This window comes from Sorangium sp. So ce145 (genome assembly GCF_051525985.1).
Classification (GTDB): Bacteria; Myxococcota_A; Polyangia; order Polyangiales; family Polyangiaceae; genus Sorangium; species Sorangium cellulosum_B.
In genome coordinates, this window is the sequence record NZ_CP150315.1 from 8,367,390 (window position 1) to 8,383,879 (window position 16,490).

The window sequence follows — 16,490 nt, forward strand, 5'->3', positions numbered from 1 at the left end:
GGGGAGCGATGGGGGACTCCGCTCCGTCCACCGTCGAGCGCGCGCTGTGGCCGATCGGCTCCACCGTCAAGCACTACGAGATCATCCGCAAGCTGGGTCAGGGGGGCATGGGCGCCGTGTTCCTGGCGCGCGACACCCGGCTCGGCCGCCGGGTCGCCATCAAGATGCTGCTGGAGCACGGCGGCCGCGGCGCGGAGCGCTTCCTGGTCGAGGCGAGGGCCACGGCCCGCTGCGAGCACGAGAACATCGTCGTCATCCACGAGGTGGACGAGATCGACGGCACCGCGTTCATGGTGCTCGAATACCTCGAAGGCCGCACGCTGCGCGAATGGCTGAATGATCGCGGGCCCGCCCCGGTGCCGCCCGGCCTCGCGGCCGAGCTGATGATTCCCGTGGTGCGCGCGCTCGGCTGCGCCCATCGGCTCGGGATCGTGCACCGCGACCTCAAGCCGGAGAACATCGTCCTGACCGACGCCGGGCCCATCAAGGTCCTCGATTTCGGCATCGCCGCTCGGCTCGGGCAGGAGGAGATCTCGCGGGTCACGGGCACCACCAGCGCGCTGCCCAGCACGACCGCCGTGACCGACGAGGCGACGATCGTCGGCACGTTCCCGTACATGTCGCCCGAGCAATGGCGGTGCGAGGAGATCGATCCTCGCTGCGATCTCTGGGCCGTGGGGCTCCTCCTGTTCGAGCTGTGCACCGGCGCGCACCCGTTCGCGCCGCAGGTCGCGCAGCGGCTAGCCGAGACGGCGGATCCCGCTCTGCCGATGCCCGGAGCGAGGGAGAGGCGGCCCGACGTGGGGCCGCTCGGCCAACTCATCGATCGTTGCCTGAAGAAGCGCAGGGAAGAGCGCTTCGGCTCGGCCGAGGAGCTGTGCGCCGCGCTCGAGCTGCTCGCGACCCGCCGACAGACACCCTCGCTGGGTGAGGATGGGAGCCCGTTCGCCGGCCTCTCGGCGTTCCAGGAGGCCGACGCGGGGCGCTTCTTCGGTCGCGAGCGCGAGATCGCGAGCCTCCTGGAGCGGCTGCGCAACCAGCCGGTCGTGGCCGTGGCCGGCGCCTCGGGCGCGGGCAAATCGTCGTTCGTGCGCGCGGGCGTGATCCCGGCCTTGAAGCGGTCCGGAGAGCGCTGGGAGGCCTTCACCCTCCGCCCTGGCCTCCGGCCGTGCGCCGCGCTCGCCGATGTGCTCGCCCAGACCGGGGGCGCGAGCCTGGAGAGCGCCGCGCCCGGTCCGATCGAGCTGACCGACCCCGAGGCGCTGCTCCCGATCCTCCGCGCCCGGCCCGGCCTGCTCGGCGCCGCGCTGCGCGCGCGGTGCCGGCGGCCCGGAGGCCCACAGCACGTCCTGCTGTTCGTCGATCAGCTCGAAGAGCTGTATACGCTGAGCGCGGATCCAGCCGAGCGGACCGCGTTCATCGCGTGCCTCGCGGGCGCGGCCGACGACGCGTCCTCCCCGCTGCGCGTGATCCTCTCCCTCCGCTCGGATTTCCTCGACCGCGTGGCCGAGGATCGATGGCTGACGACCGAGGTGACACGGGGGCTCATGCTGCTCCCGCCCATGGGGCGCGCCGGCCTGCGCGAGGTGCTGACCCGACCCCTGGAGGCGGCCGACATTCATTTCGAGCATGAGTGTATCGTCGAGGCCATGCTCGACGCGCTCGAGAAGACGCGGAGCCCGCTGCCGCTGTTGCAATTCACGGCCACCAGGCTGTGGGAGGCGCGGGATAGCGAGCGCCGCCTGCTGACGCGCGACAGCTACGAGAGGCTCGGCGGGGTCGCGGGTGCGCTGTCCACGCACGCGGATACCGTCCTCGGGGCGCTCTCGCCGGCCGATCAGCGGCTCTGTCGGGCGGTGTTCCTGCGCCTCTGCACGCCCGAGCGCACGCGCGCCGTGGTGGGGATCGCCGAGCTGGCCGGGCTCGCGGAGGACAGCGGCACTCTTCAGCGGGTGGTCCATCATCTCGCCGACGCAAGGCTCCTCCTGATCGAGGCGTCTGCCGAGCGGGACGGCGCGACGGTGGAGCTCGTGCACGAGTCCCTGATCGACACGTGGGCGAAGCTCCGGCAATGGCTCGACGAGAGCGCGCAGGACGCCCAGTTCCTGGCCCGGCTCCGCGTGGCGGCACAGCAATGGAAGACCGGCGCGGAGGCCGCGGGGCTCCTCTGGCGGGACCGCGCGGCGGACGACGCCCGAGCGTGGCTGTCGCGCCGGCAGGCGGAGCGCGGCGCGGGCGCGGAGCTCGGCATCGATCGCGGGGAGGAGCGGTATCTGCGCGCGGTCGTCGCCCTGGCCGATCGCGCGCGGCGCCTGCGATGGCGGATCGCGGCGGGTGTCATCGCCGCGCTCTCCGCGATCGCCGTCGCCGTGTCGCTCCTCGCGGTCCGGGCGCAGAACGAGGCTGCGCGCGCCGACCGGGAGGCGACGCTCGCGCAGGAGGAGGCCAGGCAGGCGCGCAACGCCACGCGCATGGCGGCGGCGCGCGAGCTGGAGCGGAGCGACCCTACGACCGCGCTCGCCCTCCTGCGCGAGGTCGAGCCGCCGGGCGTGCCGCGGGGCTGGTCCGATCTGGTGTTCAGCGCGCTCCACGGCAGCATCAGCAGCGTCGTCCTCCGCCATTCGAGCAAGATTTGGTTCGTCGCGTGGAGCCCGGACGGCGCGCGCATCGCCACCGCGTGCGACGACCGCGCTGCCCGCGTCTGGCGCGCCGATGGAACGGGCGAGCCGCTCGTGCTCCGCGGTCACGACGACGCCGTGTACTCGGTGGCGTGGAGCCCCGATGGAGAGCACATCGCCACCGCGTCCACGGACAAGACCGCGCGCGTGTGGAACGCCGACGGCACGGGTGAGCCCATCGTCCTCCGAGGTCACAGGGACGTCATCCAGCTCGTGGCGTACAGTCCCGATAGCCGGCGTATTCTGACCGCATCTCGTGACGAGACGGCACGTGTGTGGAACGCCGATGGCACGGGCGAGCCCATCGTCCTCCGAGGTCACCGGGGCTGGGTAGCCGCTGGGGCGTGGAGCCCCGATGGAAGGCACATCGTTACCGCATCCTGGGACAACACCGCGCGCGTGTGGAACGCCGATGGCACGGGCGAGCCGATCGTTTTCAACATCGAGCTAGGGGGCGACGTCTACTGGGCGGCGTGGAGCCCCGATGGGAAGCGAATCGTGACCGCCTCGGAGGACGGGAGGGCGCGCGTATGGAACGCTGACGGCACGGGCGAGCCCATCGTCCTGAGCCCTCATGGGCTCCTGCGGCTGTCCACGACCTACCTGCTCTCCACGACCTTCAGCCCCGATGGGAGGCGCATCCTAGCGACGGACTGGGACAAGAAGGTGTGGCTGTGGAACGCAGACGGGACGGGCGACCCCGTGGTCCTCCACGGGCACCAGAACGTGGTGTTCGTGGCGGCGTGGAGCCCCGACGGAAGGCACATCGCCAGCGGGTCGTGGGACGGAACAGCACGGGTGTGGAGCGCGGACCTCCAGAGCTCGCCCCCCGTGATCGGCGACCACGAGGCCGCGGTCACGGCGGCAGCGTGGAGCCCCGATGGTAGACGCATTGTCACCGCCTCGGAGGACCGCACCGTGCGCGTGCGGAGCGCGGACGGCACGGGGACACCCCTCATCCTGCGCGGCCACGAGGGCAGGATCTTCTCCGCGACGTGGAGCCCCGATGGAAAGCACATCGTCACCACCTCGGAGGACTACACCGTACGTGTGTGGAGCGCGGACGGCACGGGGACACCCCTCATCCTGCGCGGCCACCACGAGAGGGTGAACTTCGCGGCGTGGAGCCCCGATGGCCGGCGCATCGTCAGCGCCTCGGACGATTTGACGGCGCGAATCTGGAATGCCGACGGAACGGGCGAACCGCTGGTCCTGCGCGGCCATGAGCTCCTCGTCAAGTACGCTTCCTGGAGCCCCGACAGCCGGCGCGTCGTCACAGCCTCCTACGACAACACCGCCCGCGTGTGGAACGCCGACGGCACGGGCGAACCGGTCGTCATCGCCCGCCACGAGGCCTTCCTCTCGGCGGCGGAATGGAGCCCCGACGGGAAGCGCGTCGTGACCGTGTCCACGGACAAGACCGCACGGGTGTGGAACGTGGATGGGAGCGGCGAACCCGTGATCCTCGCCGGACACGACAACGATGTCCTTCGGGGGGTGTGGAGCGCGGACGGCGAGCGCATCCTGACCGCATCTCGGGATGGCACCGCGCGTATCTGGAGCGCGGACGGCAAGGGCGAACCGCTGATACTGCGCGGTCACGCCGAACCGGTCTACTCCGCCGAGTGGAGCCCCGACGGCCGGCGCGTCATCACGGCGTCCGCCGATGGGAGCGCGCGGGTGTGGACGGACCTCGAGGTGCCCCGGGGCCCTGACGACCCGCAGCTGTGGTTGGCAACCCGCGATTGCCTGTCCATCGAGCGCAGGGTCGAGCTGCTGAACATATCCGAGGCCGCGGCCCGCGCCGACTGGCAGGCCTGTCAGCGCCGTGTGGAGCAGTCGGTCCCGTAGAACCGACCGCCCCACTCCTCCGGGCGACGGCAGCCGAAGCCGAGCCTTCCACGACCGGTTATTTGGTTTACAGTCCCACAGGATCGCGCCGGTGTCGGCTCGCGTGAACACGTCGATCCGGCCGCCGCGATGCACAGCTGTGACCGGTCCGGTCGGCATCGCAAACAGCCGCTGCTGCGACTCGAACGTCAGGTACGCATCTGCGCCGCCGCGATCGCGCGCGGTCGTCTCGTAGTGCAGCTCTGGCCGCCAGGCAGCCAGCGGCACGGCGCTCCGCCTCGGTGCAAGACCGCTCGATGCGCCCATGGTCTTGACCCACGGCCCATGGGACCTCACGCCGCGCAGTACAGGTCGGCCCGGAAATTCTCCAGGACGCCGATGGCGATATCGGGCACGACCGACATGATCGGCAACTCGAAGGTCTGGTTGGTGACGGGGAGCTTGATGGTCCGGGTCCCTGTTTGGACGAATCGGCACCTCCAGACCGAAATGCTGGCAAAATCGCCGACTCCCGGCAGTCGCTTCTTGACCGCCGTACGCAGGTCCCGGCTGAGCTCGCTGGAGAGCCGAGACAGGCCTTTCCGGATCTGCTCCTCGATCTGCCCCTCGTCCACACACAGGCCGACGATGCAGTCCGGTCCCGGCAGATCGATATCTATCTCCCCGGCCTTGACGTCGATGACGCGCCCCAGGTCGTCGGAGGTGGAACCGCGCACGAACGCAGAGAACTTCAGCTCGCCGCCGCTCTTGGTCGCATGCACGCTCACCCGGCTGCTCAGGATGGTGGCCTTCAGGCTGTCCAGCTCCAGGTTTTTGCGGATGGGCGTCAGCGTCAGGTTGAGCTTCGTCTGGGAGATCCCCTGGTCGTCCGGCGTGGTCAGCTGGGCGATGAAGATCTTCTGGACCGTCTGCTGCTCCTGCGTGGAAACGTCGCTGAACCTGAACGGCTTGGAGCGATAGAGCGGATCCAGTATCCGGAGCGGGGGGAACCCCGGGACCGGGTGTGGCATCATGGTCGTCCGGAATGCCATGACTTGGCCTCGGGAACTCGCGAGCGAACTTGGGATCGCGAATGAAAACTCACCCAGGTCATTCGAATCTATACTGAACGACATCGACGGGATGAAGCTGCCGGAGAACTGGCCGCTCGGCAGGTCGGTCGCGAGGTGAACCCGGGTCTTGCCGAGGGGCGCAAAGCCTTCGGTCGGCTTGCCGTTGGTCTTCACGTAGCTGGCGACGAATGTCTCCAGGTTGGTGATCATGAACAGCTTGCCTGTGATATTCATGTGAGTCGATTCCTTCCCGAGATCGGTGCGTCGTTGTTCGCGCAAACTGGGCGGCGTGCGGATCTATCCCAGCGGGCGCGCGCGGCTGCCGCCCCCTCGGTTGCACCTTTTTCTGCATTGTTTGCATTGGATATGCCATGAGCGCACCGCCAGGCTCGAGGCTGCGAAAGGCGGTCCGTCAGGCGCGTTCAGCTGGACGGGCGATCCCTGGGAAGGGGCACGCGTCCCCTGGAAGGGACGCCCGTCCCCTCCACGGGATCCCGTGGAAGAGACGCCACCGTCACGGCCGAGAGAGGTAAAATGTGGACCGGTTTCCACGCGTGCGCGCAGGCGAGGCCGAGCAGCGCGGCCAGGAGCCGGCGAGTCGCCTCCTGAGGCCGTGTCCGCCTCCTGCAGGCCGGTGGGAAGCGCCCCGGTGCCGGCGCGGTCCCTCGGTTCGAACGCGTCACCTGCCGCCCCGGCCTATGTCGGGCCTCTCCGGCTCGATCGATTCAGCCCGCTCTTCCCGTCGACCCCCGGCGCGGATCCCCCAGGAGGGGACGCCCCCATCACCGCCGCGAGAGGTCGAAAGCGCGGACCAGCCTGTACGCGTGGGAGCGGGCGAGATCGAGCTTCGCCGCGGCCTCGGTCACGTTCCAGCCGTTCTCCTCCAGCGCGTCGCGGAGCAGCGCAGCCTGGAACCGGCGAGTCGCCTCCTGGAAGGTCAGGCCCCTGTACGGCCCAACCTCGACCGGAGCGACGGCCCCCTTCTCCGGTCGGCTCGCCCCCGCCGCCGCCGGGAACAGGTGCCGCCGCTCGATCTGCACGACCCCCTCCGCCGCCGCGCGGATGGCGGCGGCCTCCACGGCGTGCCCGAGCTCGCGCACGTTGCCGCTCCACTCCGCCGCCTCCACCGCGCAGATCGCGTCCACGCTGAGCTGGAGACGGGAAAAGCCATGGGCCTTGCACGTCTTCGCGCAGAAGTGCTTTGAGAGGAGCGCGACATCCTCCCTTCGCTCGGTGAGCGACGGGAGCCGGATCGGCAACACCTGGAGCCGGTACAGCAGATCCTCACGGAACTCCTTGCGCTGGACTGCCACCTTGAGATCGATGTTCGTTGCGGCGATCACGCGCACATCGGCCCGAACAGGCCGCGTCCCGCCCAGCGGGTAATACTCCTTGGACTGGAGCAGCTGGAGCAGCTTGGCCTGTCCGTGGGGCTTCAGCTCCCCAATCTCGTCGAGAAACAAAGTGCCACGCTCCGCGGCGGCCACCTTGCCCTCGATCTTCCTCGCCGCCGTCGAGTGCGCGCCTGGCAGCGCCCCGAACAGCTCGCTCTCGAGGAGCCCCTCCGGGAGCGCCGCGCAGTTCAGCTCAACGAACGGCCCGTGAGCGCGCGGGCTGCTGTCGTGGATCACGCGGGCGAGCTGCGTCTTGCCTGTGCCGGAGGCCCCCGTGAGCAGGACCGCGACGTCCAGCGGAGCCGCCGCCGCGACCTGCGCGAGCATCTCCGCGAGGGCGCGGCTCCTGCCGACGATGTCGTCCGCCCGCAGCGTGCGGCGAGGAAGACGAGTCGAGTCCGCCTCGTCCGACCGGCGCCTCCGGAGCAGCAGCCGATCGGCAAACGGAGCGATGTGCCGCGCGAAGACCTCGACGTGCCGCCGGTCTTCCTCGGAGAACGGCCCCTTCTGCGCGCGGTCCTGCAGGTAGACTACCCCCACCGGGGGAGCCGAGCCGACCGGCGCGCAGATCAGCGCCTCGATACGGTTCTGCTGGACGCTCTTGCTCGAGCGAAAGCGAGGGTCGAGGAGCGCAGATACCGTGCTGATCGTGCGCCCGGTTGCGAGCGCCTCGGCCATGACCCCCCGCGAGAACGCCGCGCGGATCTTCGCGATGTCCTGGTCCTCGCACCCGTGCGCGACCCAGAACGCGGGCTCTCGGTCGTCGGGAGCGAACATCAGCTCGATGTACCCCCGGATAGCCCCGCTGATCTCGACGATCAGCGCGAGCGCGTCCGAGAGGAACGGATCGATCTCGTCGGCCTGACCGAGCTCCAGGAGCATGCGGTAGAAATCCCGTTCTTTCTCGACGCGCGCCGACGGTACGGAGCTGTCGGGGGAGAGGGACGACATTTCTCGGATATAGTGGAAAAGCAGCGAGACCTACAATGGAATCCGCCTGTGTCCGGGCGCAGGCTGCCGCTGCCGCCCGTCGGGGAACCGGGAGTTCGATCGCGAGGCCAATGCGAGCTTCGGGCCGCCGCGCGTGCGCCTCGTCGCGGTCGCGATGGTCCCCGCCGAGCGCTTTCCCGGGACGCGGGGCGCCGTGGAGCTGGTCGAGCAGCTCGTCGGCGATAGCCCCGTAGAGCTGGACGAGCTGCTCATCCCGGAACCGCGCCCTGCTGCGGAAAGCCCGCGCTCGAACCGCGACCAGGCAACCTCGCCGGCACCGGCAGCGGCGCGCAGCTCCCAACGATCGTGGCGCCCGATGGCGTCGGCGTGATCGGCGACCACGGTCCCCGCGAGCCCGTCCGACGAACCCGGATCCGCGAGCCGATATGCGCTGTTGACGTCGCCGTCGTCGCTCGCAGGAGAGGTGGTCCCAGCCAAGCTGTCAGGGAGCCTGAGGGCACGGCACGGACGTGAAGGTCGCGGAAGGACACCCGGACGAACCAGGTTCGCAAAGTCGGAGCAGGTGAGATCCGTCCCCCCGTGATGAGCGCGCCGGCGCTCGTGCGGATCGCCGCGCACGCCACGAGCACGAAACGACACCGCGAGAGGAACAGGGCACCTGCGAGAGGGGGAAATCCCGACAGAAACAGGGAAATCCCGATCAGCCGTGAGTGCCAGCCGCGCGAAGAGGAGAAGAAGGGCACCGCGAGTACTGCAGTTCACACGCTAGCCATGTGAAGATTCGAACAAGTTGCATTTGTTTCCGGCATGCATCGCGATCGTGACCCGAGGCGGGCGCCCGCAGCCGCGCTGAACTGGGCCGTTCGCGTTGCATCTTCGACGTCCCGAGCGCCTCCGCGACACCGTTCAAGCAGGTCGAACGGAACTCGAGATCTTCATGCTGGTCTGTCGAGAGGGCATGTTGCGCGGTTGACTCGAACAAACATCGTCGTGTACACCTCGATGGAAGAGGCCGTCGGCGCCGGGGGGTGCCGCCGTGCAGGCCATCGACACCACGCAAGCGCGCTCGCGCACTTCCGCGGCACAGCGGCAGGAGATGCGGGCCCGCGATCGTCGCAGGGAGGCAGCCACCGTGTCATCGACCGTAAGAGCCCATCGCACCTCTTCGCAGGGTCAGCACAGGGACGCCGCGATCTCGTCTTCCCGACGAAAGTATTGCGTCCTCGTCGTCGACGACGACGAGAGGGCGCTGAGGTCCATTTCCGCGGTCCTCTCCGGGGACGTCGACGTCGTGGAATGTACATCGGCGGAGCAGGCGCTCGTCTTGCTCGAGACCAGGGAGTTTCACCTGGTCTGCTCCGACGTGGTGATGCCTGGGATGAAAGGGGACGAGCTGCTCCGGAGGGTGGCGAACATGCCCGTGTACACGAGCTGTCTCCTCATCACCGGCGCCGAGGAGTACACGCGCTCGAAGGAGGCCGTGTATCACCACGTCCTGCTCAAGCCGTTCAATCCGGCCCGGCTCACGGCGCTCGTCCTTCAGCTGGCGCGCCTCACCGAGATGAAGCGCTCGGTGCACTCGATGGCGGACTCGCTCACGCCGACGGACGCCGGGAGCGAGCTCGTGTCGTGCGGCTGGCCCGACGCCGGGATGGCGCCGGAGTCGTCGCACGCGCCGAGATCCACGAGGCAGGAGGCCTGCGTGACGTGCGGCGCCACGCCGCACGATCTGCCGCACGAGCCGGAGCCGGCGAGGGCCGCCGCGCCCACGCTCCGCGCCAGGAAGCGATGGGCCCGGTGAGCCTGCGGCCGCGCCGCCCCGCGGGCGGCGGCGCGGCCGACGCGGCGCGGGTCAGGCGCCGCTCGGGCCCTGCTCTTCCCACCACCTCGCCATGCGCACCTGCATTTCATCGACCGAGACGTCCTCGATGACGGCCGACAGGATCCACTGGTGCCCGAACGGGTCCTCGATCCTGCCCTCTCGCCGGCCGTAGAACTGGTCCGCGATCGGGTAGATGATCTTGGCCCCCGCCTCGATGGCGCGCGCGGCGACCGCGTCGGGATCCTCGACGTTCAGCGTGAGGACGATCGGCGAGCCGCCGAGCGCCTTCGGGCCGCGCGCGTTCCACTGGGGGGCCTCGTCGGCGATGCTGATGATGGAGTCGCCGATCACGAGCTCGGCGCAGACGATGGCGCCGCCGAGCTTGGGGTCGGCGAGGCGCAGCTTCTCGGTCGCGCCGAACGCCTTCTTGTAGAACGCGATGGCGTCGGGCGCGCCGGCGACGACGATGTGCGGCACGACGGCGTGGTACGGGGGCGGGGCGATGGGGTGGGGTCGCTGGGTCATGGGCGAAGGATGCCCACGCGGCCGGAGCGGGTATTGTAAAAACATGCCGGCCTGCCGAGCCGGCTCGGCCAGCGCCGGCTCGGCCATCGCCGGCGGTCAGCCGTCGAGCGGGACATGGTTCCGCTCGCGGCGCCTGGTCACGTACTCGGTGGGCGTGAGGCCGGCGAACGCGCGGAAGTCGTGGATGAAGTGCGCCTGGTCGTAATAGCCACACGCGGCCGCGACGCCCGCCCAGGAGACGCGCTCGCCGCGCTCGATCGCGGAGACCGCCTGCTGGAAGCGCTGCACACGGCAATAACGCTTCGGGGTGAGGCCGACCCGCTCGGTGAAGCTCCGGATGAACCGCTTCGAGCTCATCCCGAGCTGCCCTGTCACGTCAGCCACGGTCCACGCGCGGGACGGGTCCGCGAACGCGGCGAGCGCGAAATCGACCGAGGGATCGCGCTCGAGCGGCGCGCGCGGGCGGAGGAGCCGCGACGCGAGGGCGGACTCGAGCGCGCGGAGCCGCTCCGCGGGGGTCTTCGCCTCGAGCACGCGCTCGCGGACGAGGGCGGCCTCGCGCCCCCACAGCGCGTCGAGCGAGACGTGGGCGCCGCCGAGCGCCGCGGCGTCCAGGCCGAAGAACGGGGCCGCGCCGCCCGGGGAGAGCTCCGCGCCCACGATCGCGCGCTGCTCCGCCGTGTCGATCGCGAAGTGCTCGGCGTGGGCGCCGCAGACGGCGATGCCGGAGAGGCGGTGGCAGCGGGCGGTGCCGCCATCGGCAGCGCCGTGCTCGGCAGCGCCGTCGTACCAGCGCAGCTCGTCCTCGGCGAGGTTGATGAGGAGGCTCATGGCGCCGCTGGGAAGCACGCGCTCCAGCAGGTCGGGGAGCTCGGGGGCAGCGTAGTACCAGAGCAGGCGGACGAAGCGGGCGAGAGGGGGAGACGGGGTGCGGGTGACGAAGAGCATGGGGAGGCCCGACGGGGGCGAGCATGCCACGGACGGAGGACGAACGGCGCGCAAAGGCCGCTCCGATCGAGCCGCACCGCGGTCGAGCAGACACCCCGATCCATCGAGCCAGCGCGCGAACAGCTTCGGGAGCGGTCCCGTGGAGGGGGCGCTCGGAGCTCAATAAGGCGGCAGCATCCTCCGGAATCCGTGACCCAGCGCCAGCGCCAGGAAGACCAGGTTGCGCAACGGCAATGCCGGCCAGAAGAGGCCGAGAGGCCCTTCCGTTCGGGCGGTTCGCTCCTCCCCCGCCGCGGCGCCCTCCCCTTGCTCGCCCCGGAACACCCGCGCGAGCCGCGCGCCGAGCCGCCGCATCCACGCGATCGACCGCGGGAAATCGGCGATCCCGTCGAGCCACGCTCGCGGGATCCCGCGCGCCCCCACCGTCGCGCCCGCGAGGCCGCCGACGATCGCGCCCGTGCTGTCGGCGTCGCCGCCGAGCAGGATCACGTCCTCCACCGCGCGGCGGAAATCGCCCGGGTGCGCGAGCCAGCAGAACAGGGCCGCTGGAACGGTGTCCACGATGAAGCCGCTCACGCCCTGATGGAGGCCTATAACCGCGGCGAAGTCCTCCGCCGAGGCGCGCCGGCCGAGCAGCTCCGCCGCGCGGTCGAGCCTGCGGCGGAGCTCCTCGTCCGCGACGCGCTCGCGGAGCAGCGCGAGCAGCTCGGCCGAGTTCACCTGCTCGGGCGCGCGCACAGCGGCATACGCGGCCGCGAGCGCGATGATCCGCGCGCCCTCCTCGGCGCGTGGATCGGTGTGCGTGAGGCGCGTGGACACGCGCACCATGGAATCGATGCGCGAAGGCGTGAGCGCGAGGGCCGCGCCCAGGATCGGCGCGCGCATCGCGGCGCCGTTGCCCGCGGAGAAGACGCCGCTCCGCTCCGGAGAGAACCCGAGCCACAGCTTGAGGATCGCCCGCAAGGTGGCGTAACCGACGCCTGCCGGCAGCGAGGCGAGCCAGCCGCGGAGCTGCCACGCGAGCGCGCGCGCGAACCGCGCCGCGTCCCGCGGCGCGGCCAGGAGCGCCTGGGCCGTCATGCACGCGTGCTCGGCGTCGTCGCTGATCATCCCGCGGCCGAGCACGAAGCGGTGCTCGATCGGCGACGCGCCGAAGAGGCGAGCGGCGCGGCGGCGCGACAGGCCCTCTCTGGGCAGGCCGAGCGCGTCGCCGACCGCCGTCCCAAGGAGGACGCCGGTGAGGCGGTCCTCGCGATCGATGGGTATCGTCTCGATGGCCATGCGAGCACGTGTTTCACGTTCCGTGCCCGCGAAGCGCGGCGGAGAGCCGCGCTTTCACCCGCCCTGGCCAGGGTGGCGGCTTGCCAGGATGGCAGTTCCTCGACAGGCTGATCGACACCGTGTCGCGAGAGCCGCGGTAACCCGCTGCCTCAGGGGCAGCGCGGAGCTGTGTACTCGCCGCTGGGATCGGTTTCCCAGAGCGAGCCCACGCTGAGACGGAAGCGCACCTCGGCCTCGTCGATGGCGAGGATCTCGAGCGTGCCCGGTCCAAACGACCCACCGCCCCACGGGCAGTCGTCCGGCTGCGGAGAGTAGGGCTCGCCCGTCTCGCTCATGTGGCTATAGCTGACGAGCGCGGGATCCTCGAGATCGTAGACGCCGACCTGCTGGTAGGCGCTGGGCAGCACGATGCTCAGCGCCCAGTGCCCGCCGCAGGTGAGATGCGTGGTCGGCGAGCCGCACGAGACACCGAGATCCGATGCACGAAGGAAGAGGTCATTGGGATCGAGCGCGGGGCCGCCGCCCGACCCGCTGCTGCCTCCAATGTCACCCTGGCTCTCCCAGTACCGGTCCCAGAGCACCTCCATCTGAGCGCGCGTCAAGGCGACAGCCGGCAACGCATCACCTGGCTCGGCGTCGCCCCCGGAGCTGCCGCTGCCCGCAGTGTCGATCGAGCCGCTCTCGCGCCGCGGATCGGCGGGGTCGTTCGAACCGCTCTCGCGCGGCGGATCGGCGGGGTCGTTCGCGCCGCCGTCGTTCATCGCGCCCTCGATGAAGCTCACGTCACAGGCGGCCAGCAGGAGGGGCGCCAGGATCAACAGCATGGAAGCGTTCTTCGTCGTCATGGCGTCCACCACTGCATGACCGGCGCCAACCCGACGGTAGTCCAAAACCACGGCCAAACGACGGTGCAACACGCAACCTGTGCCGCGGGTGTGCCAGCGTGCGCCTTGGCGCCCTGGCACCGGGTACGACGCTCTCGCTCTCAGGTACGAGCGCGCCGGCAGCGGCCCGTGAGGGCCGCGCCGGCCACGCTCGTCCCTCGCACCCCGGCAGCGCCGGAGGTGCGAGGCGCGAGCTCACCACGAGGTCAGCTGAGCTTCGATCCTGTGTTGAGTCGCCTGCTCGTAATCGTAGGCGAACCCGAGCAGCTCCGCCTCGCTCCAGTGAGGGCCGACGAAGATCAGGCTGAAGGGAGCCCCGTCGCTGTATTGACCAGCGGGCACGACCACCCCGGGCAAGCCCGCGATGTTGATCGCAGACTCCGTCGTCGCGGGATAGGTGTCCGAGCCAGAGAGCTCCGGCACCGTGTCATAGGTCTGCGGAAACGCGAGGCCGTCCAGATCGTGCGCCGCCATCACCGAATCGAAGACGTTCACGTACTGGTCCCGCAGGGCCCAGAAGCCCGACAGATCGGGCGCGACCTCGGGGAAGAGCAGCGAGGCGGCCAGCACGGGGAGCTCGTCGACGTACCAGGACAGCGGCCCGCCGACGGGATCGAACGGAGATATCCCCGTGAGGGCCGCCAGTCCGTCGATCGAGCCGACGACATTCCCGCCGACCTTGACCCCCTTGAGGTAGCGCTGGAAGTCGTAGGCCACAGACTCCGTCCCTCGCATGTCATAGGGCTCATCCGGCAAGGCCAGATCGGCGAAGCCGCTCCCGGCGAAGGGATCTGCGACGACGATCGCGCCTTCGTCCTCCAGCTCCTCGATCGCTTCCTCGTACAGCGCTTGCGTCTCGGGAGACAGGCCGCCGTTACGCCACCCCGAGCCGTACAGGCCGATTCGCTTTCCGCAGAGGGCGGTCTTGCTCAGCCCGCTCGTGTAGCCCCCCACGGGCAGGTGTCCATTGGACAGGCTCGTCTTGGGATCCTCCGGGGAGTAGCCCGCGAGGATATCCATCACCATGGCCGCGTCGCGGACAGTCCGCGCGATGGGGCCCACCACGTCTCTCGTGCTGGCGGCCAGGGGCACGACGCCGGCCGTGGGGACGAGGGCGAACGTCGGCTTGATGCCGACGAGGCTCTGCGCGGCCGCAGGGTTCTGGATGGATCCCCCCGTCTCCTCCGCGAGGCCAAGCACGGCGAAATTGCCAGCCACCGCCGTGGCTGTGCCGCTGCTGCTCGCCCCGGGCACCAGGGTCGGGTCCACGGCGTTGTAGGTGGGCCCCGCCCAGCTGCTGTTCGCCCGGGTGCCGTCGTCGCTGAAGGCCGGGATGTTCGTCTTCCCGAGGATGATGGCCCCGGCGGCGATCAACCGATCGACGACGACGGAGTTCTTGATGGGGAACAGATCGACACCGCCGGCGACCTGCGAGCTGAGCGGAGCCCAGCCCGCCGTCGACGGCAAGCCGACGTGATCCATCGACTCCTTGATGACGACGGGGATCCCGGCCAGGGGGCCGAGGGCCACGCCGTTCCTCCGCTTCCTGTCGATCTCGCGCGCCTGCGCGATGGCGTTCGGGTTCATCGAGGTGAACGCGTTGTAGGACGACTCGTACTGCGCGATCCTCGCGAGATAGGCGTTCGTCAGCGCCTCCGCCGTGTAACGGCGCATCGCGTACGCCAGCTGCACCTTCGAGATCGTCAGCTCAGATACGTCGATAACGGGAACGCCAACAGAGGCGGTCGCACCATAGGCGGTGCTGGGAGCCCCTGCGGCAATACCAACGGAAATGGCTGCTACCAAGGCAGCGCCAGACAGAATGTTCTTGTTCACGATGGACTGCTCCCTCTCACTTCAGGACATCGACCCTATGCCGAATGAACCTCCGCCGTCGGGTGCCGATCTGGAGCCTCGAGCTCGAATCACACGAGTACAGCGGACCAGAGATCGACGAGGCATGGAATCGTCGCGCTCCGCTCGTTCAAGGCCATGTGACGGCGCCCGTCGCTCCGGACGAATCGCCGTACCGTGACGATGACAATACCAACCCGTCCAGCGAACCAACTGGCTCGCACCATCTCGACGGTTCGTCGAGAGCCAATTTAGCTAGGATGTACAGCGGCCTTGAGCAGAAGATTCTTCGTGGCTTTTTACCAGCCAAGCAGGTGACACAGCGACAGAAGAAGCGCGCCTCGAATGCGGTTGCTCTCCTACAAAGATGAAGAATATGCGAGAGCTAGGCGCATCATACTTCATGTAAGATATAGCAAGTCGGGGTTCGGTGGCAAGTTGATGTTCGAATTTTTTGAATAGTTTGGGATTCTCGCTGCCTCCCTTGTGCTCCACGTCTAGCTCTAGCCGCGCGCCCCCTCTGGCCGCTCTGGCCGCTGCACCGCGTCTTCCTGGCACGCACCGTGCAGCGTGCACCCGTCGGGGCGGCGCCTCGCCGGCAGCGACGGAGCGGCCTTGTGACCGGTTGTCATCGTCATGGCGCAAACCGCTCGCGGCGCGAGCGGATGTCGCCGGGAGCGGGGCGGCGTCGGTCCCGTCCATCCCGTCCATCCCGTCCATCCCGTCCATCTGGCACGGGGCGTTGCGCGTCGCCCAGCGGCCCAGCGATGCGCGGAGGGGCACGCTCGCCGAGGCGGCCGCTGCCCGGGGCGAGCCCGCGTCGTTCAAGGCGCTTCGGCCAGCCGACGGTCAGCGGAGGCCTGCCCCCGGGATGCCGGGGTGGGAGAGCATTCTTTAGAACCATGTGTTCCGCTCTCCTTGGAAAGCGACACCCAATCAACAGCTCAGGCACCCTTCGAAGGGGCCTCCTTATACATGCTCCACGGCCTGCGGACGCTCGTCCACGTCGGCCCGGCTTCGCCCCCGGCGGGGCGATGCTCCAGAGCCGAGCGCCGCGCGGCGCGCACCGGCACACGTCGTCCCCCCATGTCAGAGAAGTCGTCACTTGATCTGAGCCGCTTGCGGAGGATCGGAACACCGGTCTCGGGGAACGGAGTCAGGCCTCTGGGGGAGAGAGGACTCAGAATCCTCCACAAGAAATCGTCCCATGGCTCCTCGCCCTCTGCTGGACCGACGGCGGCGAGGCTGGC

At 69.6% G+C, this 16,490-nt stretch carries 10 protein-coding genes; 3 read left to right on the top strand and 7 right to left on the bottom strand.

Translation table 11 applies throughout. From position 1 onward, the window contains the following. The first annotated feature begins 8 nt into the window (after positions 1-8). Positions 9-4,529, top strand: coding sequence for an nSTAND1 domain-containing NTPase (locus WMF34_RS30870; RefSeq protein ID WP_437990041.1), 4,521 nt, complete (start codon positions 9-11; stop codon positions 4,527-4,529). A 332-nt stretch (positions 4,530-4,861) separates the two neighbouring features. Here WMF34_RS30870 and WMF34_RS30875 read toward each other — a convergent pair whose 3' ends face one another. Together WMF34_RS30875 and WMF34_RS30880 are read right to left on the bottom strand one after the other, a co-directional pair. Next, a complete protein-coding gene (locus WMF34_RS30875) occupies positions 4,862-5,815 on the bottom strand; it encodes a hypothetical protein (protein WP_437990042.1) in 954 nt (317 codons plus the stop codon). 548 nt (positions 5,816-6,363) lie between these two features. Then, entirely contained in the window at positions 6,364-7,926 is a 1,563-nt protein-coding gene (locus tag WMF34_RS30880) for a sigma 54-interacting transcriptional regulator (protein ID WP_437990043.1), read from the bottom strand. A gap of 1,258 nt (positions 7,927-9,184) precedes the next feature. On the opposite strand from WMF34_RS30880, the gene WMF34_RS30885 reads away from it, so the two are divergent. Next, positions 9,185-9,727 carry a response regulator gene (locus tag WMF34_RS30885; protein WP_231865071.1) on the top strand — a complete coding sequence of 181 codons (543 nt, stop codon included), beginning with the start codon at positions 9,185-9,187 and terminating at the stop codon, positions 9,725-9,727. 51 nt (positions 9,728-9,778) lie between these two features. On the opposite strand, the gene WMF34_RS30890 is transcribed toward WMF34_RS30885, so the two are convergent. The 5 genes from WMF34_RS30890 to WMF34_RS30910 form a co-directional block, all read right to left on the bottom strand. After that, positions 9,779-10,273, bottom strand: coding sequence for a VOC family protein (locus WMF34_RS30890; RefSeq protein WP_437990044.1), 495 nt, complete (start codon positions 10,271-10,273; stop codon positions 9,779-9,781). A 96-nt stretch (positions 10,274-10,369) separates the two neighbouring features. Further along, on the bottom strand, positions 10,370-11,221 hold the full coding sequence (locus WMF34_RS30895; RefSeq protein ID WP_437990045.1) for a helix-turn-helix domain-containing protein: 852 nt from the start codon (positions 11,219-11,221) through the stop codon (positions 10,370-10,372). A gap of 159 nt (positions 11,222-11,380) precedes the next feature. Continuing rightward, positions 11,381-12,502: an ADP-ribosylglycohydrolase family protein gene (locus WMF34_RS30900; protein ID WP_437990046.1), complete on the bottom strand. Its 1,122-nt coding sequence runs from the start codon at positions 12,500-12,502 to the stop codon at positions 11,381-11,383. A 149-nt stretch (positions 12,503-12,651) separates the two neighbouring features. Continuing rightward, a complete protein-coding gene (locus WMF34_RS30905) occupies positions 12,652-13,347 on the bottom strand; it encodes a hypothetical protein (RefSeq protein WP_437990047.1) in 696 nt (231 codons plus the stop codon). A 234-nt stretch (positions 13,348-13,581) separates the two neighbouring features. Then, positions 13,582-15,078 (bottom strand): amidase, encoded by a 1,497-nt coding sequence (locus tag WMF34_RS30910; protein ID WP_437990048.1) that lies wholly within the window; start codon positions 15,076-15,078, stop codon positions 13,582-13,584. Positions 15,079-15,266: 188 nt separating this feature from the next. Between WMF34_RS30910 and WMF34_RS30915 the strand changes: the two genes are divergently transcribed. Further along, positions 15,267-15,611, top strand: a complete 345-nt coding sequence (locus WMF34_RS30915; protein ID WP_437990049.1) for a hypothetical protein — start codon at positions 15,267-15,269, stop codon at positions 15,609-15,611. Positions 15,612-16,490: the final 879 nt, after the last annotated feature.